Consider the following 23,902-nt stretch of genomic DNA (forward strand, 5'->3'; position numbering starts at 1 on the left):
TCAACCAAGCCAAATCTTTCGTCGAAGCGCGCTGATAAATTGCTGGACCTCCTCGGCATCGTGCGCGAGCGGCGGCATCACGCCCCAGACCGGCCGCGGCCAGGCGGCGTCGCTCGAACGTCGCGCGATGATGTGCACGTGCAATTGCGGAACCATATTGCCGAGCGCTGCGATATTAAGTTTCTCGCATTTGGTAATTTCTTTCAATGCACCTGCAACGCGGGATATCTCCGTCATCAACTGCGCCTGTTCGACCTCGTTGAGATCGATGATTTCGACAACGTCGGGTCTACGCGGCACCAGCAACAGCCACGGGTAATGTGCATCCTTGATGACCAGCACGCGGCTCAGCGGCAGGTCGCCGATGTCGATGGTATCTTCCTTGAGCCGCGCATGCAGCGACCAGGCGGATTGCTCAGGCGCCATAGGTTTTCCTTTGGGTTTTCCTTGTCTGGTCCGGCTGGTGGTCCACCCCACTATCACCCTGCAACTAATGCCTTATCCCCGATTCTGTACAAGTCCCGCAAACAGCCCTGCACCGGCTTGCTTTCCGGGCCGTTTGGCCCCAAATATGGGCCGGGAGATTGGCGGTGGACGAGCCACTCGCCAACCGGGTCAGGTCCGGAAGGAAGCAGCCCTAACGAGGTCCGGATCGGGTCGCTCGTCAGTCTCCTACCTGCTTTTGCCGGCGAATGGCGCAAGGTGCGCTAACCTGTTCGCCTTGGTGCCTGTTCCGCAAAGCCAGCTTCGCGAGATCACCTATTGCGGACCGACAGATGAACGATGCTGGCGTGCCCCCGACCTCTCACGATTCAGAAACTGCCGGCCAAGATGGCTTTGACCTCGGCGGGCAGGTGGAAGCCGGCAAACCCTATCGTGTCCTGGCGCGGAAATACCGTCCCGCAGGTTTCGAGGATTTGATCGGCCAGGAGGCGGTGGTGCGCACCGTCTCGAACGCATTCGAAACCGGACGCATTCCGCAAGCCTGGATCCTGACCGGGGTCCGCGGGGTCGGCAAGACCACCACGGCGCGGATTTTAGCTCGCGCCCTGAACTACGAATTGCCGGATGGATCGGTGAAGGGGCCGACGATCCATATGCCGAAGCTCGGCGTGCATTGTCAGGCGATCATGGAAAGCCGGCACATGGATGTGCTGGAAATGGACGCCGCTTCCCACACCGGCGTCGACGATGTGCGCCAGATCAACGACAGTGTGCGCTATGCGCCGGCGAGCGCGCGTTACAAGGTCTACATCATCGACGAAGTCCATATGCTCTCGACGGCGGCGTTCAATGCGTTTCTGAAAACGCTGGAAGAGCCGCCGGAACACGCGAAATTCGTTTTCGCCACCACCGAGATCCGAAAAGTCCCGGTCACGGTGCTGTCGCGCTGCCAGCGCTTCGATTTGCGCCGGGTTGAGGCGGACGTGCTGATGGCGCATCTGGCCAATATCGCGGCCAAAGAAGGCGTCGAGGCGGAAGCCGAGGCGCTCGGCATCATCGCGCGTGCCGCCGAGGGCTCGGTGCGGGATTCGCTGTCGCTGCTCGATCAGGCGATCGCGCACGCCGCGGGTCCGGTCCGCGCCGACGCCGTGCGACAGATGCTCGGGCTTGCCGATCGCACCCGGGTGATCGACCTGTTCGAACATCTCGTCCGCGGCGATATTGCGAGTGCCTTCAAGGAATTTCGCGAGCAATACGACACCGGCGCCGATCCGGTCGTGGTGCTGTCGGACCTCGCCGAATTCGTCAACTTCGTTACCCGCGTCAAGATCGTACCGGCGACCGCCGACAACGTCGCCTTCGGCGAAACCGAACGGAAGCGGGCGCGAGACTTTGCGGCGAAAATTTCGATGCGAGTGCTGTCGCGGATGTGGCAGATGCTGCTCAAGGGCACAAGCGAAGTACAGGGCGCCACACGCCCTGCGGCGGCCGCCGAAATGGTGCTGGTGCGCATCGCCTATGTCGCCGATATGCCGACGCCGGACGAGGCGATCCGGATGATCGAACAGAACGGCGGCGCCTCGGTGACGGTTGCGACAAACGCTTCACCGCGGCCAACGACGGCGTCACCCGTCGCATCGATGCCGTCATCGCCGTCACGACCGGCCGCGAGCCCGCGCGCCAGCGCCGAGCCGTCGATGCGGTCGCAAATCGTGGCGCCCTCGCCCGACGTTCAAGCAGCACCCGTGCTGCGGATCGCAAGCTTTCCCGAATTGGTGGTGTTGGCCGGCGAAAAGCGCGATTTGCTGACCAAAGCGGCGCTGGAAGCCGATGTGCGGCTGGTTCGCATCGAGGACGGACGGCTGGAATTGGCACTGGAGCGCAGCGCCGCGCGGACGTTGATCAACGATCTGTCGCGCAAACTGGAGCAGTGGACGGCACGGCGCTGGACCGTGATCGTGTCAAACGAAGCCGGCCAGCCGACGCTCCGGGAGCAGAACGCGGCGGCGAAAAATCAGCGTGAACGCGCTGCCGAATCCGATCCCAGGGTGCAAGAAGTGTTGGCGCGATTTCCCGGTGCGAAACTGGTCGAGGTGCGCCGGCTTGCCGCCGAGCCGCCGGAATCCCATGCTGATGGTGATGACCTCGCCGACAACGGCGATGGCGACGACGCGTAACGATTTCAAAAGGAACGTCGATGGCTGACTTTCTCGGCATGATGAAGCAGGCGGCGCAGCTGCAATCGAAGATGCAGGCGATGCAGGAGGAACTCGGCAACGTCGAGGTCGAGGGCATTTCCGGCGGCGGTATGGTCAGCGTGCGGATGACCGCGAAGATGGAGGTCAAGGCCGTCAAGATCGATCCGTCGCTGATAAAGGCGGAGGAGCGCGAAATCCTCGAAGACCTGCTGGTGACGGCACTTGGCGACGCGCGGCGCAAAGCGGAAATTGCGATGCAGGAAAAGATGCAGGCGCTGACCGGCGGTCTCGGTTTGCCGCCGGGATTGGGTCTCGGCTAGTGAGTATCGGCTGAGCTATGGCCACTGCGGTCGCCGGACCTGAAATTGAACGTCTGATCCAGTTGTTGGCGCGGTTACCCGGGTTGGGACCGCGCTCGGCGCGGCGCGCGGCGCTGCATCTGATCAAGAAACGCGAAGCGCTGATGACGCCGTTGACATCAGCGCTTCAGGTCGCGATCGACAAGATCCAGGTTTGCAAGACCTGCGGCAATATCGATACCCAGAATCCCTGCACGGTATGCACCGATCCCAGGCGCGATCAGTCGATCATCGTGGTGGTGGCTGACGTCGCCGATCTCTGGGCGCTGGAGCGGGCAAATGCCAGCAACGGCCTCTATCATGTTCTCGGAGCGACACTGTCGCCGCTCGATGGCGTCGGCCCGCAGGATCTGACGATCGATGCGTTGGTCAAACGCGCTCACGAGCCACAAGTGAATGAAATCATCCTGGCGCTGAACGCGACGGTCGATGGACAGACCACCGCGCACTACATCACTGACCTGCTGCAAGACGCCAATGTCAGGGTCACGCGGCTCGCCCATGGCGTGCCGGTCGGCGGCGAACTCGATTATCTTGACGAGGGCACGTTGTCCGCGGCAATGCGGCAGCGGACCCTGTTTTAGCCAAACAAACGGAACCGATTGAAATGACGAAACGGGGATTCGGCAGACAATTTGCCTTGGGTGCGATCATTGCGGCGGCCATGGCGGTGCCGGTGGCGTGGGCGCAACAGGACGAGCCGGCGCCCGCAGCCGACAACAAGCCGGGCACCCTGATCAAGGCCGGCGATGTTCTGTCCGGAGAGCTCAACTCGCTGCGCGGCAATGGGGACAAGAAGGGCAAGCGCTCGGCGACCTACCAGCTCACCAGCCAGCCGCACCGGCTGCCGCCGCCCGGTGGCCTTTGCGGGCTCGAAACCGGGCCTGAGACCTTTCAGATCGTGACGAATAGCGACGCCCAGGCCGCGCAGCTGAAGGGCTTTGTCGGCAAGGAAATCTCGCTTCGGGTGGATGAGGTCGCCTGCGCTGAAACTGCCGGGCAAATGAGCGAGGCCGTGATCTCCAAATGGAGCGTGGTGACCAAACATTAGACCTTGACGGGCCCAAGCGCCGCAAAATGTCCGCGCCGCTGCAACCACGCGAGTAACAAGAGGCTCGGCAGCGCGACCGCTACACAGATCACAAAAAATAACGGCCACCCCGTAGCCTTCGCCACATAGCCCGCGCCGGATGAAAGATAGGTGCGGCCGACCGCGGCAAGCGCGGTGAGCAAGGCGTATTGTGTCGCGGTGTGCAGCGGGTTTCGGCACAGCGCCGACAGATAAGCGACAAAGATCACGGTGCCGATGGCGCTGGTGAAGTTTTCCGCCGTGATCGCCACTACCAGCGCCCAGTGATTGACGCCGACCGACGCGAGCCAGGCGAACGAGAGATTGGCGACCGCCTGAAGTACGCCGCCGATCCACAAGCTCGACGCGAGCGAATAGCGCCGCGCCACGAAGCCGCCGGCGAAGCCGCCGATCAGGGTTGCCGCCAGCCCAACGCCCTTGACGATAGCGGCATAGTCGTTGCGGGAGAAGCCGAGATCGATCACGAACGGCGCGGTCATACTGCCGGAAAAGGCGTCGGTGAACTTGAACAGAACCACGAACGCGAGCGCCGCCAGCGCATCCGGGCGCAGGAGAAATTCGGAGAACGCGCCGGTCGCGGCCTGAACAACGCGCGCAAAAGCGGTTTCGGTGCCACTCTCGGCTGCGGCGCGAACCGATTGCTCTGGCTCTGTGGCGGCGAGCGCGGTCGCGGTGCCGATCAGCACCAGCGCTGCCATGGTTACATAGCCCCACATCCAGGCGGACGAGCGGGCGATGCCGGTGCCTTCATAGCCGCTGACGAGAAACAGCGCGCCGGCGGTCGAGACCAGCATGCCGATGCGATAGGCCGCGACATAGGCCGCCATGCCGGCGGCCTGCTCGCTTTCGGGCAGGCTTTCGACGCGAAACGCGTCGACCACGATGTCCTGCGTCGACGACATCGTTGCCACCAGCAGCGCGCCAAACGCGACGAAGGCGGGCGATCGTGCGGGGTCGGCGAGCGCGAGCACCAGGATCGAGGCGATCAGCAGCAATTGCGAGCACAACAGCCAGCCGCGGCGGCGGCCGAAAGCCTGCGTGAAGAACGGCACGTGCAGGGCATCGACCAGCGGCGCCCAGAGGAACTTCAGCGTGTAGGGCGTGCCCACCAGTGCGAAAAGCCCGATGGTGCCGAGGTCGACGCCGGATTCGCGCATCCAGATCAGAAGCGTCGATCCCGACAGCGCCAGCGGCAGGCCGGACGAAAAGCCGAGCAACAGCACGATCAGCACGCGCGGCTTGAGATAGACGGCGAGGCCCTCGCGCCAGGAGGTGCGGGGTGTTTCGGCAGATGGTGTGGGAGCTTGTGAGGCGGCTTCCGGGGCGGTCATCTCGCCCTGTTAGCAGATTCTGTCTTTGCTGTGCGCGCTGACCGCTACTCCCCGGCCTGGAGCTTGCGCGGCAGCGGAAGCAGCTCCGGCGTGGCCGTCTTGACAAGCCGCGGCGGCTCGGCCGGCGGCTCCTTGCTGAAGTCAAGTTCCTCGATGCGCCCCGCGCGCTTTTCGATCTTGTCGGCGGAAATCAGGATTTGCCGGACGTCCTCGTTCGCATCGGAGAAATGCTTTTGCAATTTAAGCACGCGCTCGCGCAGCCGGCCGAGATCATCGCCGAGATTGAGCACCTCGGTGCGAATCTGGTCGGCAGCATCGCGCATCCGCGCGTCCTTGAGGATCTGCTGCATCACCTGGATCGCAAGCATCAGCAGCGACGGCGACACCAGCACGACGCGGGCGCGGTAAGCCTTCTGGATCACATCGTCGAAGCCGTCGTGAATTTCGGCATAAACCGATTCCGACGGCACGAACATCAGCGCTGTATCCTGGGTCTCGCCGGCGATCAGGTATTTCTCGGCGATGTCGCTGACATGCTTCATCACGTCGGCGCGCAGCCGCTGCGTGGCGATTTTCTTTTCCTCGTCGCTGCGCGCGTCGTGCAGCGCGGTGATCGCCTCCAGCGGGAATTTGGCATCGATGCAAAGCGGCCGCTGGTCGGGCAGGAACACCACGCAATCCGGCCGCTTGCCGCTCGAAAGCGTGTGCTGAAACTCATAAGCGCCTTTCGGCATGCCGTCCTGGACGATGGCCTCCATCCGCGCCTGGCCGAACGCGCCGCGCGATTGCTTGTTGGCGAGCACATCGCGCAGCGTCGTGACTTGTGACGTCAAGTCGGTGAGATTTTTGTGTGCATTGTCGATGATGCCGAGCCGCTCATGCAGCACGCGGAGCGAATCCATGGTGTTGCGCGTGGTCTGTTCCATGGATTGGCCGACGCGATGGGTAACCGAATCGAGGCGTTCGGTGACCGCGCGGGCCATTTCGGCCTGCCGCCCCGCCAACGCCTGTCCCATCGCGTCAACGCGGCCGGTGGCCTCGCTTTGCGCGCGCAGCATTTCGCTCAGGCGCTCTTCAAGCTCGTCGGCGCGCAAGGCCTGCGCCATCGCCAACTCCGCCCCGCGGCGGCCGGAGCGCGCGATCACGACGGCGATGACCACGAGCAGGATGAGTGCGAGCGCGCCGAAGCCGATCATCGCCTCGCCGGTGTGGACCGGCATGGTGCCGATCATGAAAAGGATCTCGTTCATGCCGCACTTGTAGCCGATTCGGCCTTGAACACGAACGAAAGAGGAACATTTATGGTTAATACCGGGTGAATTTTCTTGGTTAACGGTTGCCTAACAATCCTGGTTAAGCAGGGGGTAATCGAGTGCCCGGTTCGCATTGACCGTGGCGGGTTGGCAGCTTAAATCGCGCGCCAGCCCTTTAAGAGACATCATGGCAATCCGAGAAATCATCATCCTGCCCGACAAGCAGTTGCGGCTTGTCTCCAAGCCGATTCAGAAAGTCACGGCCGAGATACGTCAACTGGCCGACGACATGTTCGAGACCATGTACGACGCGCCGGGCATCGGCTTGGCGGCGATCCAGGTCGCGCAACCCTTGCGGCTGATCACGATGGACCTCGCCAAGAAGAGCGAAGAGGGCGGCGAGGCGACGCCGCAGCCTCGGGTCTTCATCAACCCGGAGATCATTTCGTCTTCGGAGGAGACTTCGGTCTACGAGGAAGGCTGCCTCTCGATCCCCGAATATTACGAGGAGGTCGAGCGGCCGGCGAAGGTGCGCGTGCGCTTTACCGATCTCGACGGCAAGGTTCATGAGGAAGACGCCGAAGGACTTTATGCCACCTGCATCCAGCATGAGATCGACCATCTCAACGGCGTGCTGTTTGTGGATTATCTATCGAAGCTCAAGCGCGACCGCGTGCTGAAGAAGTTTACCAAGGCCGCCAAGCGCGCCGAGGAATAGGGCCGATGCCGCTCCGCCTGATCTTCATGGGGACGCCGATGTTTGCGGTGCCGACGCTGCGCGTGCTCCATCGCGAGCATGAAATCGTGGCCGTCTACACCCGCGCGCCGAAGCCTGGGGGCCGTCGGGGCCTGGAATTGCAGCCAACAGAGGTTGGGCAGGAAGCGCATCACCTTGGCATCCCGGTACTGACACCCAGCACCTTAAAAACGCCGGAGGTGCTTGACCAATTTCGTGCGCACAATGCGGATGCTGCGGTCGTCGTCGCCTATGGCATGATCCTGCCGCAGGCGATCCTCGATGCGCCTAGACTAGGCTGCTTCAACCTTCACGCCTCGCTGCTGCCGCGCTGGCGAGGCGCAGCTCCTATCAACCGCGCCATCATGGAGGGCGATGCCGAGAGCGGCGTGATGGTGATGAAGATGGATGCCGGCCTCGACACCGGCGACATTGCCTTGGGTGAGTCTGTCGAAATCACAGACGAGACGACTGAAGTAAGGTTGCGTAGCTATCTGGGGGGGGCCGGGGCGAGGCTCATGCGGCAAGCGATGCGTGCCCTGGAACGCGGTACGCTGAAATACACGCCGCAGCCGAGCGAAGGCGTCACCTATGCCGCCAAGATCACCAAGGCCGAAGCGCGCATTGACTGGAACAGACCAGCCCACGAGGTGCTGCGCCATATTCACGGATTGTCGCCGTTCCCCGGCGCCTGGTGCGAGATACCTCTCGAAGGCGTGCCCCAACGCATGAAGATTTTGCTTTGTGAAATGGCTTCCGGATCCGGCGAACCCGGCGCTGTGCTGGACGACCGCCTGACGATTGCCTGCAGGCAAGGCGCGTTGCGGGTCCTCGAATTGCAGCGTGCCGGCAAGCAACCGATGAAGGCGGAAGAATTCTTGCGCGGCACGCCGGTCAAGCCGCCGATGCGTCTTGGCTAACCTTATCGCCACACGCTCGAGCCGTCATGCGCGGGCTTGACCCGCGCATCGATCTAGGAAAACAACTTTCTTCAAGCGTGATGGATCGCCGGGTCAGGCCCGGCCATGACAATCGAGATAAGTGAAAGATGCCCCGCTACAAGCTGACCATCGAATATGACGGCGCGCCGTTCTCGGGTTGGCAGATCCAGGACAACGGCTCCTCGGTGCAGGGCGCGATGGAAGCTGCGGTCAAGGCGATCTGCGGCGAAAACGTGCGTGTCCACGGCGCCGGACGAACGGACGCCGGAGTGCATGCGCTGGGGCAAGTCGCGCATTGCGATATCGCCAAGCATTTCGTGCCGGGCCGGTTTCGCGACGGGTTGAACGCGCATCTGCGGCCGCATCCGATCGGCGTTATATCGGCGGACATCGTGCCTGACGATTTCGAGGCGCGCTTCTCGGCGAAAAAACGCCACTACCGCTACCGGATCAAGAACACCCGTGCCAATCTGGCGATTGATATCGGCAAAGCCTGGCGGCTGCCGCGGCCGCTCGACGGCGATGCGATGCATGCGGCGGCGCAACGGTTGCTCGGCAAGCACGATTTCACCACCTTTCGCGATACCGAGTGCCAGGCGAAATCGCCGGTGCGAACGCTGGACCAACTCGATGTGGTCAGGGATGGTGAGGAGGTCGATATCCTGACTTCGGCGCGTTCGTTCCTGCACAGCCAGGTGCGCTCGATGGTTGGCTCTCTGGTGTGGGTCGGCGAGGGCCGCTGGTCTGCCGACGATCTTGCCGCCGCGCTTGAGGCGCGCAGCCGGCCGGCTTGCGGCCCGGTCGCGCCGCCGGAAGGGCTTTATCTGGTAAGGGTCGACTACTAGGCGAAATAACGATCCAGTATCCCGCGATAGATTTCGGTGAGCTTTGCAAGATCAGTCACCGGCGTCCGCTCGTCGATCTGATGCATGGTTTGGCCGACCAGGCCGAATTCGATCACCGGGCAGTAGCTCGAGATGAAGCGGGCATCCGAGGTGCCGCCGCTCGTGCTTAATTCCGGCTTCCGGCCGGTGACTTCCTCGATTGCCGCAACAGCAAGATCGGTGAAGGCGCCGGGCTTGGTCACGAACACGTTCGAGTTCGACGGCTCCCAGACGATGTGGGCCTTGATACGATTGCCGGCTGCTTTGGCCAGCCGCGCCTCAACGAGTTCGCGCAACGTCGCTTGCGTGTGCAGGTCGTTGAAGCGGATGTTGAACCTGGCGCGGGCCTGTCCGGCAATCACATTGCTCGCGGCATTGCCGACGTCGACGGAGGTGAATTCGAGGTTCGAGGCCTGGAACTGCGGGCTGCCCTGATCGAGCGGTTCGTCGCTCAACGCCACGATCAGGCGCGAAATATCCGGTACCGGATTCAATGCACGGTGCGGGTAGGCGACGTGGCCCTGGATGCCTTCGACGTAGAGTGTGCCGGACTGCGAGCCGCGGCGGCCGATCTTGATGCAGTCGCCGAGCGTCTCGACGTTCGAGGGTTCGCCCAGCACACAATGGTCGAATTTTTCGCCGCGCGCGGCCGCCCATTGCAACAGCTTGACCGTACCGTTGACGGCAACGTCTTCTTCATCGCCCGTGATCAGAAACGAGATCGAGCCCTTGCCGTCTCCTTGCGGCTTGCCGGCGTGTTCGCCAAGATATTGCAGCACCGCGGCAACGCTACAGGCAATGCCGCCTTTCATGTCGACGGTGCCGCGGCCGTAGAGAAAGCCGTCCTTCACCTCGCCGGAAAAAGCGCCCACCGTCCACGCCGTCTCATCGCCGGGCGGCACCACATCGGTATGGCCGGCGAAGGCAATGTGCGGCGCGGCGTTGCCGATGCGCGCATAGAGGTTGTCGATATCGGCGGTGCCGGGTTCGCTGAAGGTGATCCGGTGGGTTTCAAAACCGGCCGCTTTAAGCAGCTTTTCCAGAACGCCGAGCGCTCCGGCATCGGCCGGAGTTATCGACGGGCAGCGGACGAGATCGCGGGCGATCGAGAGGGCATCAGTCATGCTTCCGCATAACATGCGCTCCGCCCGAAGGGCTAGCGCTGCGCGGGACAAATTCATACGCGCTGGTCTGCTCCCAACGCGAAGCCGAGGTGCGCGGCCTGTTCTGGGTTTTCGGAAGCGGGTTAGGTCCGAACTGGTTGGTCCATCGCGTTCCTCGCAGGCAATACATGTCGATGAAACCCCAGATCATCATGAAGCACACGGCCAGGGCGAGGGGGAATATCAGGTAGGAATCGGGCAGCCGGTTCTGAAACTGGGCATAGAGATCGGGAATCACGAAATAGGGGACCATCCACCAGCCGGCCTTGTCACGGTCGTGCAGCCGTTTGATCGAGGTCGCAAGATAGACCCAGACGACTATCAGCGTGCCGACGGCGTGAAAAAAAGCAGAACGAAATGGGCCGGAGATGCCTCCTTGCCCTCGCGCAGGCGCGCGAGCGTGGCGCGCAGCACCGCGGGATCGACGATGCCGAAAATATCGTTGATGTTGAAATGAACGGATTTGACGGGGTTACCGAAGAACTGCTCGATGATCACCACGAGCAAAGCGATGAAGAGCATCCAACAAACGATGACGAGTATCGCCAGCCACATCTTGGCGCGGTTGATGCGGCCGTCAAATCCGAACAGAAACCAGACCCAATCCATTGCAACCGCGCCGCGGGGAGGGGGCCGCGGGTCGGAGATTAGTCGCGAAACGGCGGCCTCGGGTTCGATCCTGTCTTGGGGGGATTCACCGATGCCGGGATGGACGGCAAGCGATCAACTGCGCGGGAGAGGCCCGGCGCGGCTCACCAGAAAATCGGGAATGCCGGCCGGCTCGGAGGGCGAATCGACGGGGTATTGGAGCGCGGCGCGGGTCGGGTCCGGCCCGAACCGGTTGGGTCCATCGGTGCCTGCGATGAAAAACAGTTCGATGATGACCCAGGTTTGCAGAAGCGATATGGCGACCGCGAGCAGCGCAAAAAGCAATTCCACGGCGATTGAAATATCGACGCCGAAGGAGAGGTCGAAAAAAACACCGTAATAGATATAGGAAAGTCGATTGACGGCAAAAACCGCGACTGCCCACCAGCCGTTCCGGTTGCGATCGTGAAGTCGCTTGGCGGTAACGGCGAGGTTGATCCAGATCATCGGGATTGCGGCGATCCAATGCTCCCACAGCGACGAGAATTGCACCCGAAGCACGATCCAAAGCGTGAACTAGAGGCTGAAGAGGGCCAGCTCGACGACAAGATATTTGGCGCGGCCGGCTCGGCCCTTGAAGCTGAAAAGTAGCCAAACCCAACCCATCGCAGGCCTCCGCGCCGCAGGGCGCGCCAGGCCCGCGGTGGAGGTTAGTCGCGCCAAGGCAGTCCCAGGTTCGGGTGAGGGCGCTATTGGTTGGTAGGCAGGTCTTATGTCCGCTCGCCCCAACCTCCCCCTTTCTGGGGGAGGGAGAAGCGCATCGCGCTTTAATCGCGCAGCAATTCGTTGATGCTGGTCTTGGCGCGGGTGCGCTCGTCGACCCGCTTGACGATGACGGCGCAGGCGGTGGCCGGACCCGGCTGGCCGTTCTTCAACGGTTTCGCCGGCAGGGTGCCGGGCACCACCACGGCATATTCCGGCACTTCGCCGATGAAGATCTCGCCGGTCTCGCGGTCGACGATCTTGGTGGAGGCGCCGAGAAACACGCCCATCGACAGCACCGCGCCCTTGCGCACGATTACGCCTTCGGCGACTTCCGACCGCGCGCCGATGAAGCAGTCGTCCTCGACGATCACAGGCTCGGCCTGCAACGGCTCCAGAACGCCGCCGATACCGACGCCGCCGGAAATATGGACACGCTTGCCGATCTGGGCGCAGGAGCCAACGGTGGACCAGGTGTCGATCATGGTCGCTTCATCGACATAGGCGCCGAGATTAACGAAAGATGGCATCAGCACCACGTTCCGCGCGATGAAGGCCGATCGGCGGACGATGGCGCCGGGCACTGCGCGAAAACCGGCATCGCGAAAGCGGTTTTCGCCCCAGCCATCGAATTTCGACGGCACCTTGTCCCACCACGACGCCTTGCCCGGGCCACCGGCAATCGCGGCCATGTCGTTGAGCCGGAACGAGAGCAGCACCGCCTTCTTCAGCCACTGATGCACTTTCCATTTGCCGCTTGCTTCGCGCTCGGCCACGCGCGCTTCTCCCTTGTCGAGCAGGTCGAGCGCATGATCGACGGCGTCGCGGACCTCACCTTTGGTCGCGCCGGAGATGCCGTCGCGGGCGTCGAACGCGGTGTTGATGGTGGATTCGAGGGCGGCAGCGGACATCGGGATTCCTTGGGCGAAGGTATTTTGAATGGCGATTTAGAGGGGCTTTTTCGGGATTTGCAGGCGGAGAGTCAAGGCGGCGCTTCGCTCCTGCATACGCTGCTTCCAACCGCCTGTCGTCCCTGCGAACGCAGGGACCGATACCGCGGTTTCGATCGATTGGTAGGGATGGTTGGGATGCGTTGAAAAACTCAAGACGGTGGTTATCGGCCCCTGCTTTCGCAGGGGCGACGAGAGGCTATGGTTTCGCCAGCCCCTGCAAAAACCCCGTCAGATCGTCGGTGACGTGGTCGACAGAGGGATCGTCGCGGCCTTCAAGCTCCCAGTCTTCGCGCACGACTTCCCGTGAGCCGTCAGGTACCACCAGCACCGTGGTCATGCCGAGCTGATGCGGGACCACCAGATTGCGCGCCAGATCCTCGAACATCGCCGCTTTGCTTGCGTCGACGTCGTGACGCGTCAGGAACTTGTGATAGGTCTGCGCTGCCGGCTTGGGCTCGAGTTCGGCGGCAATGATGTCGAATACCGCTTCGAAATGCGCAAGCAAACCAAGCCGCGCCAGAACGGCTTCGGCATGGTCGGTCGAGCCGTTGGTCAGGATCAGCTTGCGGCCCGGGAGCTTGGCGATCGCCGCACCCATCGCCGGATTCGGCTCCAGCGGCGAGTGGTCGATCTGGTGGACGTAAGCGAGATAGTCGTCGGCGTGCACGCCGTGCTCGGTCATCATGCCGCGCATGCTGGTGCCGTAGCGGCGGTAATATTCCTTCTGGATGATCCGCGCCTGCTCGGCCGACACCTTCAGATAGGCGCCGATAAATTCGCCGATCCGCTGATCCACCTGCTGCCACAGATTGACGTGGTGCGGGTAAAGCGTGTTGTCGAGATCAAACACCCAGGTGTCGATATGGGCGAAGCTGCGTTTTTCGGTCATCACGGCATCGCAAAGCGCAGCGTCTTGCCGCCGCTCGACAGGTCGACGGTGGTAAATCCGGTCGTGGAAAGGCCTCGGGTGCCGCATTCGCCCTGTTCGTTGATCTCGAACCTGCTCTCGCGCGTGCAAAGCGGAGTTTCTCCGCCCCAATTCAACGGCTTGTCCTTGAAGCGAATGGTGCGGTTTTCGGCATCGACTGCTTCCGCAAAGCTGAGGATGCGTTTGGGTTGGCCGGTCACATCGGGATGCAGGCATTTGCCGGGCTCGATGCGATACCAGCCGCGGCTGACCACGGTCTTGCCGTCGTCGGTCGCCACCGCGGCCATCACCTTGTGCGGCGTGTCGTTGCACCAGGTTAGCCCAGTAGAAGAGGGGGCTTGCACGGCCTCGACCATGGTCGCGAAGAAATTCGGGGACTGGACGAAGTCCGCCGCCAGCCCGCGGCTCTTCAGGAACGCCGCCAGTGCTGCTTGCGTCTTCGGTCCATCAACGCCGTCGATCGGCGAGGCGTCGAAGCCTCCGATCACCAATAGCCGCTGGATGGCGGCCAGACGCGCCTGGTCATCGTCGTACTCGCTGTCTTCGGCGAGATAGGCGACCAGGTTGCCGTCGTCGGCGCGGGTCGGATTGATCTGGGTGAAGGGCGCCGGCGTCTGGCCGGGCCGACACTGGCGGGCGGCTGCGATGACGAAATTGTCGGGAGCCACACAGAGGCTGTCGCTACCGTTCTGCGGAAGCGGCGAAGTGCCGTAAACGCCGAGCGCGCGGGCGTTGAGCAGGATGCGGTCGGCGGTCAGCGTGCCCTGCAGGACGACGCGGCACCCCGCCGGATCGATACGGAACCATCCGCGGGTGGCGGTCGCCGATTTGTCGTCGATGCCGATCGCCGCCTCGATCACGTAGCTCATGCGGTTGCAGAGCTTCAGGTCGGCCGACGCGGGTACCGTCGAGAAAACAAAAAATACACTGAGGAGGGACAGCCAGCGAAAGCATGCCATTTTCTCATCGTCGTGCCCGGGCATAGCCGTTCGAAGAACGGCGTCGCTTCCGCTCGCCTTGTCCCGGGCATTCACGTATTCGCCATCGCGCGAGAAAAAGACGTGGATGGCCGGAATAGATCCGGCCATGACGGCTTTTTTCGGGAACGCCGTTCTTGTCATCACTTGTGGATCAGCGTGCCTGTGCCCTGATTGGTGAACAGTTCGAGCAAGACCGCGTGCGGCTGCTTGCCGTCGATGATGACGACGCCCTGTACGCCTTGCTCGAGCGCATAGATGCAGGTTTCGACTTTCGGAATCATGCCGCCCGAAATCGTGCCGTCGGCAATCAGTTTGCGCGCATCCTTGATCGACAGATCAGGTACCAGCTTCTTCGATTTGTCGAGCACGCCGGGCACGTCGGTCAGCAGCAATAGCCGCTTGGCCTTGAGCGCGCCCGCCACCGCGCCGGCAAAGGTGTCGGCATTGACGTTGAAGGTCTGGCCGGTCTTCGAGGTGGCGAGCGGCGCCAGCACCGGGATCAGCTCGTAGCCGATGATCTGGTTCAACAGCGTCAGGTCGACCTTTTCAGGTTCGCCGACGAAGCCGAGGTCTACGACTTTTTCGATATGCGAATCCGGATCGACCATGGTGCGCGTCACCTTGGACGCCGTCACCATATTGCCGTCCTTGCCGCAGAGGCCGACGGCCTTGCCGCCGGCTTCGTTGATGTAGCCGACCAGTTGCTTGTTGATCGAGCCCGCCAGCACCATCTCGACGATCTCGATGGTCGCGGCATCGGTGATGCGCAGGCCGGCGGCGAATTCCGATTGAATACCGAGCCTCTTGAGCATGGTCGCGATCTGCGGGCCGCCGCCGTGCACCACCACCGGATTGATGGCGGTCTGCTCCAACAGCACGATGTCGCGGGCGAACGCCTTGGCGACATCCTCCGCGCCCATGGCATGCCCGCCATATTTGATGACGATGGTTTCGTCATCATATTCCTGCATGTGCGGCAACGCTTCCGACAGGATGCGGGCCTGATCGAGCGGAGTGATATGGGACGCGTCGGTCATGAAGCGGGTCTCGCGGATGCGGATTTCGAGCGGGGTTCTATCTGATTGTCGGGCACGGCGTAAAGCGGATGTGGCAGCCGCCGTTCAGTTCCGCCGGGGCCATGCACCGGCAACGGCCAGCACCAGCCAGCTGACGATTAGGAGCGTGCCGCCGATCGGCGCCGCAAAGGGAAATAGCGCATGATCGGCGAAGTGCCGCAAACTGAGATCGCCGGCGAACAGCGCGGAGGCGATCACGAAGCCGAACGCGGCGGCTAGCCCGCCTTTGTGGGCGACGATGCCGCGCTCGGTCAATGCCACCACGGCGAGCGCGGCGGTCGCGTGAAACAGCAGCATTGAGGAGGCAGGCAGCAGTCGCGCAGCGTCGCCATGATGGGTCGCGACGGCGGCCAGAATCACACCGTCGGCGCCCATGATACCTGCCAGGATGACAAGGATTCGAAAGGTGCGCATTAGCGTTCTCCAAGCAGCCGCACCATCGCGGCGCGCAGTTCAGGGATTCCCTCGGACGTCTCCGAGGACGTCGCGAGCACGTCCGGAAAAGCAGCCGGATGCGTTGAAAGCGAGGTCTTGATATCGCCGATGCGGCTTTCGAGTTCGGCCGGCTTGATCTGATCGGCTTTGGTCAGCACCACTTGATAGCTGACGGCGGACCGGTCGAGCGTCTTGAGCACGTCGAGGTCGACCTCTTTGAGACCATGCCGGGCATCGATCAGCACGTAGACTCGTGCGAGGTTGCTGCGGCCCTGGAGATATTTGTGGATCAGCGCTGTCCATGACGCGACTTTGGCCTTGGGCGCCGAGGCGTAGCCGTAGCCGGGCATGTCGACGAGCCGCAGGCCGGCATGTGTGGGGCCGTCGAAGAAGATCAGTTCCTGGGTACGACCCGGCGTGCTCGAGGTCCGCGCCAGCGCGTTGCGGCCGGTGAGCGCGTTGATCAGGCTCGATTTGCCGACATTGGAGCGGCCGGCGAACGCGACTTCCACGCCCGCCATCGGCGGCAACGTTTCGATCGAGGGTGATGCCCAGATGAACTTGAAGTCGCCGGCGAATAATTTGCGGCCCTGTTCGATCAGCTTCGCATCAGGTTCGGTGGTCATGCGAAGTTTTTCCATCCTGGTCATGGCCGGGCTTGACCCGGCCATCCACGTCTAGATCTTTAATCAGCTTCCAAGACGTAGATGCCCGGGACGAGCCCGGGCATGACGCGTTAGGGAGTATTCCTGAACGTCACGTCTTCGATTCAGCCTTCTTGGAGCCGAACGTCGACCTCACATTGTCGAAAAGTTCTATCTTCACGCCGTTGCGATGCATGATCAGGCTTTGCTGCAAGACCGAGAGCAGGTTGTTCCAGGCCCAGTAAATCACGAGGCCCGCCGGGAAACCCGACAGCATGAAGGTGAAGATCAGCGGCATCCAGCCGAAGATCATCTGCTGGGTCGGATCGGGCGGGGTCGGGTTGAGCTTGAACTGGAACCACATCGTGATGCCCATGATGATCGGCCATACCCCGAGCGCGAGGTAGTGACCGAACACGGGCAGTTGCGTCGGGTCGAAGTGCAACAGACCGAACAGGTTGAAAAGGTTGGTCGGATCGGGCGCCGACAGATCCTTGATCCAGCCGTAGAACGGCGCGTGCCGCATTTCGATGGTGACGAACAGCACCTTGTAGAGCGAGAAGAACACCGGAATCTGCAAGGCGACGGGAAGACAACCGGCGATCGGGTTGATCTTCTCCTTCTTGTAGATTTCCATCATCTCCTGCTGCTGTTTCACCTTGTCGTCGGGATAGCGCTCCTTCAGCGCGGCCAGTTGCGGCTGCACCGATTTCATCTTCGCCATCGAGGCGTAGGACTTGTTGGCGAGCGGGAAGAAGATCAGCTTGACGAGCACCGTCACCAGAAGGATCGCGATGCCGAAATTGCCGATGAAATTGTAGAAGAAGTCGAGCGCCAGGAACATCGGCTTGGTGATGAAGTAAAAATAGCCCCAATCGATCAGAAGATCGAAATGGTTGAGTTCGAGCTGCTTGTTGTACCCGGCAGGCCCGAGGACAGGAAAATTGATGCCGACGACGCCGGCTTCCTTGGCGCCGGCGAACAGCCGCGTGTCGGCGCTGCCGGTGCCGCCGATCGCAATCGTCTGCGGGTCCTGAAGGTAATCGGTCTGATAGGTGCGGACGTTATTGACAAGGTTGGACGAATAGCGGGCCTGCAACTGGGCGCGGGTATCGGGCAATAGCGCGGAGGCCCAATACTTATCGGTGATGCCAAGCCAGCCATTGGTGACCTTGAAGTCGACCCTCTTGGCGTCGTCGATCTTCTTGTAGGTATATTCCTGAAGACCCTGATCGCCGAGATAGCCGATCAGGCCTTCATGCAGGATGTAATAGCCCGAGGTCTTGGGCGTGCCGTGCCGCGAGATCAGTGCGAAAGGATAGAGCGTGACCGGCGCGTTGCCGACATTGGTTACCTCGTCCTTGATCGTGAAGAGATAACGGTCGTCGATCGCAATGGTGCGGCGGAAAGTTAATCCATCGCCACTCTCATATTTCAGCGTTACCGGATGGCCCGGCGTCAGGCTGCCGCTCGTCTCCGGCTGCCAGAGCGTGTTCTGGTCGGGCATTTTGACCGAAGAGCCACTGGCGGCGACCCAGCCGAATTCCGCGTAATAAGGTTCTTCCGTGCCCGACGGCGAATACAGCACGATCGGCGGCGAGGCCGGATCGACGGTCTCACGGAATTGCACCAGCGACAGGTCGTCGATCCGCGCGCCCTTCAAAGAAATGCTGCCGGTAAGACGGGGACTGTCGACCTTGACGCGGGGGGTGGCGGCGATGGCGGCTTCACGGCTGACCGGCGCACCCGCAACCGCCTGAAGATTCGACGGCGCGTTGGCTGAGGGCGCGGCCGTTGTGCCTTGCGACGCGGGCGGCGTGCCGGTGCCGGCATTTGGCGCCGGCGTTGTCGTCTGGGCCTGCTGCGCCGCGCGCTGCTTTTCCATCTGCGGAATGTTGAAGAAATATTGCCAGCCGAGGAGCACGAGCCCGGAAAGGATGACGGCGAGGATGGTGTTGCGGCTGTCGGTCATCGGTTAAGGTCTCGTCGTTCTTTTCGGTTCCGGCGCGCGATTTGCGCTTTGCCGGTCGAGGCGATGCAGCGCCTGGCTGAGATCCCCGAGCATGTTGCAGAAGTCGGATGTCAGGGCGGCCCGGCGCCCGATTAACACATAATCACTGTGCGGTTGCAGCGATACCGCCGGCAGCCGTTTCACCAATTCCCGAAGCCTGCGCCGGATGCGGTTGCGTTCCGTCGCGGTTCCATTCTTCTTGGTGACGGTGAAGCCTACCCGGACCGGGCCGTCGTCCTCGCGCCGCCGGCGCTGCACGACAAAAGCGGCAGTGCTGGTCCGCGCGCCATCGGCAACGGCGAGGAAGTCCGCCCGCTGCCTTAGCCGATCCATGGTGAGATCTCTTTGAGGGGAAGCTCGGCTCAGGCGCTCAGGCGCTTGCGGCCGCGCGCGCGTCGTGCGGCGAGGACCTTGCGGCCGCCGGTCGTGGCGAGGCGGGCACGGAAGCCATGGCGGCGCTTGCGCACCAGTTTGCTGGGTTGATATGTCCGCTTCACGGGTCGTTCTCCGCTGACAACTTGCCTGCTAGGGCGACAATTTGCCTGATAAATGAGGTATGTTCGCCGATGTGGGCAGGCCCAAGAGGGCCATTTCCGGCCCAAAAAGGGGCCGACCGGCTTGAGCCGGACCATCGCGTACAGTTGGCGCGGCTTATAAGGGAGGGACCCGTTTTCGTCAATGTGCGGGAAGGGCGAGCTGGGGTTCCTTGAAACGCTGCATTTATTGCGAATAATTCAACCATCGCGGTGTATTACCTCAGTAGATCAGCGCTTCGGCGTTCAGCGGGCTCCCGGCGTCAATTTGGCTTTGTCACTCACCTTGAGCCTTTCCCGGGGGAACCGGTATTTCACCCCGCTCGGTTCCTGCGGCGGCTGTTGTTAAACCTTGATTTGACGGCCCGGTGCGTTGGGCCCAAATAGGAAAAACGCAATATTTCGAAGGTAGTTATGGCGTCAGCGATCGACGAGCAGCCGAACAGGGGCCCCCCAAGGGCCAGGCTCTCGCGCCGGCTTGGTTTGTCGGGCAAGCTGCTGCTGCTGACCATTCCGCTGGTGATGATCGCGGAAGTTCTGATTTACGTGCCCTCGATCGCCAACTTCTGGATGAACCGGCTTAACGCCCGCCTGGCCTCGGCCAATACCGCGGCGCTGGTTCTCGACGCCGCACCTTCCGGCATGGTTCCGGAATCGCTGGCGCACCAAATTCTCGACAGCATCGGGGCGCGGGCGGTTGCGATCAAGCTCGGGCAACAGCGGCGGCTGCTCGCCAGCGCCAATCTGCCGCCGGCGATCGACCATGACGTCGATCTGCGGACGCTGACGGCCTGGTCCTCGATCGTCACGTCTTTCGAGATGATGCTCGAGACCGGCAATCAGGCAATCCGTATCATCGGACCGGCGCCCGGTGGCGGGCAGTTCATCGAGGTGGTGGTCGATGAGGTGCCGCTGCGCAATGCGATGTATCTTTTTTCGCGCAATCTGCTGCTGGTCTCGCTGGCGATTGCGATCCTGACGGCGGCGCTGGTCTATTTCGCGCTGCATTTCCTGTTCGTGCGGCCGATGCGCCGGCTGACCGAAAGCCTCGTCAGCTTTCACGAGAATCCGGAAAGCTCGGCCCGGATCATTGTGCCGTCGAATCGCAGCGACGAGATCGGCGTGGCGGAACGCGAACTATCCGACATGCAGCGCGACCTCGTCTCGATGCTGCATCAAAAGAGCCGCCTCGCCGCGTTGGGCCTCGCGGTCTCGAAGATCAACCACGACTTGCGCAACCTCTTGGCGTCCTCGCAATTGCTGTCGGACCAACTGGCGAGTGTGCCCGACCCGCGGGTTCAGCGTTTCGCGCCAAAGCTGATGCGCTCGCTGGAGCGCGCGATCGCGTTTTGCCAGTCGACGCTGTCCTATGGCCGCGCGCAGGAAGCCGCCCCCGACCGCCGCATGATCCTGATCGAGCCGGTCGTGGCGGAAGTGCGCGAGTCCGCAGGCCTTGCCGCCACTACCTCGATTACCTGGATCAGTGCGATCGAACGCGGTCTGACGATCGATGCCGATCCCGACCAGCTGTTCCGCGTGCTGCTCAATCTGGTGCGCAATGCCGAGCAGGCGCTCGAGGGCCAGCCCGCCACGCAAATCCGTATCACCGGGCGGCGCGAAGGCGCCGTTGCCATCATCGAAGTGTCCGACACCGGGCCGGGCATTCCGGCCGCGACCCGCGAGAATCTGTTCAAGGCGTTCCAGACTTCGGGGCGGCCCGGCGGCAGCGGGCTTGGCCTTGCGATTGCGGCTGAGCTCGTGGGCGCCCACGATGGCCAAATCCACCTGGTCGAAGGCACCATCGGCGCGACCTTCCGCATCACCATACCGGATCGGCCGGTCGAACTCTTAAGCATCCGTAACGAACGGGCACGGGCGTAAAAGCCGATTCACGCTTATTTCGGTCTGCCCAAGACCTTGCCAAGCCGGTTCGGAGCCGGTAGCAATGGCCCGCTTTCGCGACCTGCAAACAGGCTTTGCAGCGGCCATGACGGACCTTAGGGTTCGAGCTCTTTGCGAAAAACGCGCCCGTAGCTCAGCTGGATAGAGCATCAGACTACGAATCTGAGGGTCGGACGTTCGAATCGTTCCGGGCGCGCCATCTAACTAATTCATGCATCGTTGGTATTTGGAGCGGTTAGAAATAGCTCCAGAATAAAATCTCCATTTAGTCTGGGTTTTAGTCTGGGGAAATTTTTCTCTCAACGCGCCGGCCATCGGAACGCGCCAATCTCCCGTTGTCGATTTTCCTGGTCGCGTTTAGCCATTGAGGCGCTCTGCTTGAGGCGGGACATGGAGCTTCGGTACAAGCACTGACCTCACCGAACCTCATCGAATTCGCGGTTCGGACGCCACCCGACGGGATCGGCGATCCATCGGTCGATATCGGATTCATGCCAGCCAGTCCCGTTGGCGCTGATCTTGAGCTGCGCCGGGAACGTTCCTTCGGCAATCTTGCGGTAGATGGTGGACCGGGACAGGCCGGTCCGGGAAAGGACGGTTTTCAGCCGGATGATACGTTCTGGTTGGCGCATGGTCGCGCTGCCTCCTGCTGGCTGCGTCTGACAGCATCTGAGACCAGACAGAACGAGCGCTCGCAGGCGGTCAATAGCTTGTTCGGCTCGTCGCACAGTGGCGCAGAGCCGGTGGTAAATCGGATGGTTCAAATTTCGATTCCCCTGCTTCGACCTCGGCCAAGGTCGATGCCGTGGCTGAAGGCGAGTTCGAGGCTGAGCCGGCGGCCTGATTCGAACGCGATGCCGAGTTCGTGCTTGCGGTTGGCGAGGAGCGATTCCAGTTGCGGATCGCGTTCGAGACTTCTCGCCATGTCGCCCATCGCCGAGCGTGCGGACCTGTAGCCGGAGATGTCGCCCGCCTGATACCGGCGCAGACTGGCCTGGTCGAGCTTCTGCCAGTCGTCCACGAAGCGGTCGGCGCGACGGCCCGGATTGATGCGTAGCTCGGTCTCAAGCTGTAGCGCGCGGATGGCGCGGTTGAGCCGGCCGCCAGCCGCCTCGCGGACAAGATCCGGGTTCTTCTTGTAGGCGGCTTCGGCATCGTGCGAACCAAACGGCCGTACCTTCTCGAAGACCTTGCGGGCCTGCTGCAATTCCTTTACCTGCTCGGGAGTTGCATCGAAGCCCAGCTCCTGCATATCGAAGATCGCATCCACGGCGCGGGCATGGCGCACGAGCGCCCGGGTACGCAACCGGCGCATTTCCTTTTCCGCCTCTTCCGCCGCCATCCTTTCTGGCACTTCGGTTTCGCGGTGCTCTGCTCCGGCATCGCTCCGTTCCCTTTCCGGCGTTTCCGGCTCCGGTCTCCGTCCGCCATCCGGGCCGGGCGCATCTCCAGGAGAGCGAAGGCCGTCGAACTTGTTGCGTACCTTCTCAGGCACGATTCTGCGCACGATCTCAACGACGCGCGCGCGGAAGGTGATCCCGCGCCGCTCGGCGTAGCTCTGTACGGGATCGGCACGCTCGTAGTCCGATGCCATGTCCTTGGACCGATCGCGCGACAGGGTTCGTCTGAGCCGTTCTGGATTGGCAAAATCGTCCCGACCATAATGCAAGTCCACGCCGTCGCGGTGCCGCGACAGGGCGACATAGCTTGAATGGGCATCCATGCCAGGGGTCGCCAGCACATGGGCGCGGTCCACCGTCATGCCCTGCGCCTTGTGGATCGTCGCCGCATAGCCGTAGTCGATCTTGTTGTAGTCCTTGAAGTCGAACTGCACGGATCGGCCGTCGTCAGTCTGAACGGTCATGGACTGCGCGCTCACCTGTTCGACGGTGCCGAGCGTGCCGTTCTTGACGCCAAGGCCTCGTTCGTTCTGCAGGAAGATCAAGCGATCCCCGCTGGCGAAGCCGCGTTCTCCGCGCTCGACCGTCACACTCACCTCATGGCCGAGATCACCGGCGGCCCGCATCCGCGTCCGCGCTGCCTCGATGACAAGCACATCGCGGTTCGCGTGAACAGGCCGCGGCCCTGTCCCCAGCCGTGCTCCAGGCTGGCGATGGTGCGTGATGCGATGTCCGATCCGCTCTCGAGATTTTCGGCCGCAATGCCGGAGAGCGCAGTGCCCCGGACCTCATAGCCGGCTGCCTCCCAGGCCTCGCGTGCCACGCCCAGCATCGCACTCTTACCGGTTCCGGCATGGCCGACGACGACGCTCAAATCGCGCGCATCCGTGATATGCGCCAGCGCCTCGGCCTGTTCGCTCGAAAGGACAAGACCGAGCGTTTCCGCACGCGCAAAAGCCACTTCGCGATCCCTGTCACGCACCTCATGGCGTTCCCGTTCCGCCATAAGTTTTGCGGCATGGTGCAGTCGCTGTTCGGTCTCGATCATGTCGCGGGTCGTGAAGCGGTCTTCGCCGCGCCCATCCTTGCCGAGTTCGACCAGATCGGGCGCTTGGCGCATCGTGCCCATGACCTTGTTGAACTGCTCGATGCCATCGCTGTGCCGATGCGCGAACTTCGCCATGTCACGCCGCGTGAAGGTCGATTGCTGCTGCGTGATTGCGTCCAGCCCCAGATCGGGATTGTCGATGATCCGCGCGCCATTGCCGCGTGCGATCTCGCGGTGCATCGC

At 62.3% G+C, this 23,902-nt stretch carries 25 protein-coding genes, 1 tRNA gene, 1 other RNA gene and 1 pseudogene; 10 read left to right on the forward strand and 18 right to left on the reverse strand.

The genetic code is table 11. The annotated features are described in order from the left end of the window. Positions 1 to 426 carry an HIT domain-containing protein gene (locus ABSE61_RS15600; RefSeq protein WP_423872022.1) on the reverse strand — a complete coding sequence of 142 codons (426 nt, stop codon included), beginning with the start codon at positions 424 to 426 and terminating at the stop codon, positions 1 to 3. 153 nt (positions 427 to 579) lie between these two features. Here ABSE61_RS15600 and ffs point away from each other — a divergent pair. The 5 genes from ffs to ABSE61_RS15625 all read left to right on the forward strand — a co-directional run bounded on the left by ffs (position 580) and on the right by ABSE61_RS15625 (position 4,052). Continuing rightward, an RNA gene (gene ffs / locus ABSE61_RS15605) (signal recognition particle sRNA small type) lies at positions 580 to 676 on the forward strand. A gap of 100 nt (positions 677 to 776) precedes the next feature. Then, positions 777 to 2,621 (forward strand): DNA polymerase III subunit gamma/tau, encoded by a 1,845-nt coding sequence (locus tag ABSE61_RS15610; RefSeq protein WP_423872023.1) that lies wholly within the window; start codon positions 777 to 779, stop codon positions 2,619 to 2,621. Positions 2,622 to 2,641: 20 nt separating this feature from the next. Continuing rightward, entirely contained in the window at positions 2,642 to 2,962 is a 321-nt protein-coding gene (locus ABSE61_RS15615) for a YbaB/EbfC family nucleoid-associated protein (protein ID WP_423872024.1), read from the forward strand. Positions 2,963 to 2,979: 17 nt separating this feature from the next. Then, positions 2,980 to 3,585, forward strand: a complete 606-nt coding sequence (recR, locus tag ABSE61_RS15620; protein ID WP_423872025.1) for a recombination mediator RecR — start codon at positions 2,980 to 2,982, stop codon at positions 3,583 to 3,585. 23 nt (positions 3,586 to 3,608) lie between these two features. Next, positions 3,609 to 4,052 carry a hypothetical protein gene (locus ABSE61_RS15625; protein WP_423872026.1) on the forward strand — a complete coding sequence of 148 codons (444 nt, stop codon included), beginning with the start codon at positions 3,609 to 3,611 and terminating at the stop codon, positions 4,050 to 4,052. Here the strand turns inward: ABSE61_RS15625 and ABSE61_RS15630 are convergent. Together ABSE61_RS15630 and ABSE61_RS15635 are read right to left on the reverse strand one after the other, a co-directional pair. Then, positions 4,049 to 5,422, reverse strand: a complete 1,374-nt coding sequence (locus ABSE61_RS15630; protein ID WP_423872027.1) for an AmpG family muropeptide MFS transporter — start codon at positions 5,420 to 5,422, stop codon at positions 4,049 to 4,051. The two genes, ABSE61_RS15625 and ABSE61_RS15630, sit on opposite strands and share 4 nt — an antisense overlap. Positions 5,423 to 5,466: 44 nt before the next feature. Next, a complete protein-coding gene (locus ABSE61_RS15635) occupies positions 5,467 to 6,672 on the reverse strand; it encodes a DNA recombination protein RmuC (RefSeq protein ID WP_423872028.1) in 1,206 nt (401 codons plus the stop codon). A gap of 190 nt (positions 6,673 to 6,862) precedes the next feature. On the opposite strand from ABSE61_RS15635, the gene def reads away from it, so the two are divergent. The 3 genes from def to truA all read left to right on the forward strand — a co-directional run bounded on the left by def (position 6,863) and on the right by truA (position 9,197). Next, positions 6,863 to 7,393 (forward strand): peptide deformylase, encoded by a 531-nt coding sequence (gene def / locus ABSE61_RS15640; protein WP_423872029.1) that lies wholly within the window; start codon positions 6,863 to 6,865, stop codon positions 7,391 to 7,393. A gap of 5 nt (positions 7,394 to 7,398) precedes the next feature. Further along, on the forward strand, positions 7,399 to 8,331 hold the full coding sequence (gene fmt / locus ABSE61_RS15645; protein WP_423872030.1) for a methionyl-tRNA formyltransferase: 933 nt from the start codon (positions 7,399 to 7,401) through the stop codon (positions 8,329 to 8,331). A gap of 128 nt (positions 8,332 to 8,459) precedes the next feature. After that, entirely contained in the window at positions 8,460 to 9,197 is a 738-nt protein-coding gene (truA, locus tag ABSE61_RS15650) for a tRNA pseudouridine(38-40) synthase TruA (RefSeq protein ID WP_423872031.1), read from the forward strand. Here truA and dapE read toward each other — a convergent pair. The 13 genes from dapE to rpmH form a co-directional block, all read right to left on the reverse strand. Continuing rightward, positions 9,194 to 10,360 carry a succinyl-diaminopimelate desuccinylase gene (gene dapE / locus ABSE61_RS15655; protein ID WP_423872032.1) on the reverse strand — a complete coding sequence of 389 codons (1,167 nt, stop codon included), beginning with the start codon at positions 10,358 to 10,360 and terminating at the stop codon, positions 9,194 to 9,196. The genes truA and dapE overlap by 4 nt on opposite strands. Continuing rightward, positions 10,353 to 10,769, reverse strand: a complete 417-nt coding sequence (locus tag ABSE61_RS15660; RefSeq protein WP_423872048.1) for a DUF805 domain-containing protein — start codon at positions 10,767 to 10,769, stop codon at positions 10,353 to 10,355. Before ABSE61_RS15660 ends, dapE begins: the two co-directional genes overlap by 8 nt. Further along, on the reverse strand, positions 10,721 to 11,008 hold the full coding sequence (locus ABSE61_RS15665) for a hypothetical protein (RefSeq protein ID WP_423872033.1): 288 nt from the start codon (positions 11,006 to 11,008) through the stop codon (positions 10,721 to 10,723). The genes ABSE61_RS15660 and ABSE61_RS15665 overlap by 49 nt, the downstream gene beginning before the upstream one ends. Before the next feature lie 114 nt (positions 11,009 to 11,122). Continuing rightward, a complete protein-coding gene (locus ABSE61_RS15670; protein WP_423872034.1) occupies positions 11,123 to 11,539 on the reverse strand; it encodes a DUF805 domain-containing protein in 417 nt (138 codons plus the stop codon). Positions 11,540 to 11,814: 275 nt separating this feature from the next. Beyond that, complete coding sequence (dapD, locus tag ABSE61_RS15675) at positions 11,815 to 12,660, reverse strand: 2,3,4,5-tetrahydropyridine-2,6-dicarboxylate N-succinyltransferase (RefSeq protein WP_423872035.1); 846 nt, start codon at positions 12,658 to 12,660, stop codon at positions 11,815 to 11,817. 238 nt (positions 12,661 to 12,898) lie between these two features. Then, positions 12,899 to 13,591: a pyrimidine 5'-nucleotidase gene (locus tag ABSE61_RS15680; RefSeq protein ID WP_423872036.1), complete on the reverse strand. Its 693-nt coding sequence runs from the start codon at positions 13,589 to 13,591 to the stop codon at positions 12,899 to 12,901. Continuing rightward, complete coding sequence (locus tag ABSE61_RS15685; protein WP_423872049.1) at positions 13,591 to 14,589, reverse strand: DUF1036 domain-containing protein; 999 nt, start codon at positions 14,587 to 14,589, stop codon at positions 13,591 to 13,593. Before ABSE61_RS15685 ends, ABSE61_RS15680 begins: the two co-directional genes overlap by 1 nt. 161 nt (positions 14,590 to 14,750) lie before the next feature. Further along, entirely contained in the window at positions 14,751 to 15,647 is an 897-nt protein-coding gene (argB, locus tag ABSE61_RS15690; RefSeq protein WP_423872037.1) for an acetylglutamate kinase, read from the reverse strand. An 84-nt stretch (positions 15,648 to 15,731) separates the two neighbouring features. Continuing rightward, the gene (locus ABSE61_RS15695; protein WP_423872038.1) at positions 15,732 to 16,100 is read right to left on the reverse strand and encodes a DUF423 domain-containing protein; all 369 of its coding nucleotides are present in this window, start codon (positions 16,098 to 16,100) and stop codon (positions 15,732 to 15,734) included. After that, positions 16,100 to 16,747, reverse strand: a complete 648-nt coding sequence (gene yihA, locus ABSE61_RS15700; RefSeq protein WP_423872039.1) for a ribosome biogenesis GTP-binding protein YihA/YsxC — start codon at positions 16,745 to 16,747, stop codon at positions 16,100 to 16,102. The genes ABSE61_RS15695 and yihA overlap by 1 nt, the downstream gene beginning before the upstream one ends. Positions 16,748 to 16,877: 130 nt before the next feature. Beyond that, positions 16,878 to 18,737, reverse strand: a complete 1,860-nt coding sequence (gene yidC / locus ABSE61_RS15705; RefSeq protein WP_423872040.1) for a membrane protein insertase YidC — start codon at positions 18,735 to 18,737, stop codon at positions 16,878 to 16,880. A 3-nt stretch (positions 18,738 to 18,740) separates the two neighbouring features. After that, a complete protein-coding gene (gene rnpA / locus ABSE61_RS15710) occupies positions 18,741 to 19,109 on the reverse strand; it encodes a ribonuclease P protein component (protein WP_423872041.1) in 369 nt (122 codons plus the stop codon). A gap of 29 nt (positions 19,110 to 19,138) precedes the next feature. Further along, entirely contained in the window at positions 19,139 to 19,273 is a 135-nt protein-coding gene (rpmH, locus tag ABSE61_RS15715) for a 50S ribosomal protein L34 (RefSeq protein ID WP_006609582.1), read from the reverse strand. Positions 19,274 to 19,723: 450 nt separating this feature from the next. On the opposite strand from rpmH, the gene ABSE61_RS15720 reads away from it, so the two are divergent. Both ABSE61_RS15720 and ABSE61_RS15725 read left to right on the forward strand, forming a co-directional pair. After that, positions 19,724 to 21,190, forward strand: a complete 1,467-nt coding sequence (locus tag ABSE61_RS15720) for an ATP-binding protein (RefSeq protein WP_423872042.1) — start codon at positions 19,724 to 19,726, stop codon at positions 21,188 to 21,190. Between the two features lie 143 nt (positions 21,191 to 21,333). Further along, a tRNA-Arg gene (locus ABSE61_RS15725) sits at positions 21,334 to 21,410 on the forward strand. A gap of 217 nt (positions 21,411 to 21,627) precedes the next feature. On the opposite strand, the gene ABSE61_RS15730 is transcribed toward ABSE61_RS15725, so the two are convergent. Together ABSE61_RS15730 and ABSE61_RS15735 are read right to left on the reverse strand one after the other, a co-directional pair. Further along, positions 21,628 to 21,843, reverse strand: a complete 216-nt coding sequence (locus tag ABSE61_RS15730) for a helix-turn-helix transcriptional regulator (protein WP_423872043.1) — start codon at positions 21,841 to 21,843, stop codon at positions 21,628 to 21,630. Between the two features lie 128 nt (positions 21,844 to 21,971). Then, a pseudogene (locus tag ABSE61_RS15735) lies at positions 21,972 to 23,902 on the reverse strand (AAA family ATPase); the annotation flags it as partial.

It is taken from the genome of Bradyrhizobium sp., from assembly GCF_049519115.1.
In the GTDB taxonomy this organism is placed as follows: Bacteria; Pseudomonadota; Alphaproteobacteria; order Rhizobiales; family Xanthobacteraceae; genus Bradyrhizobium.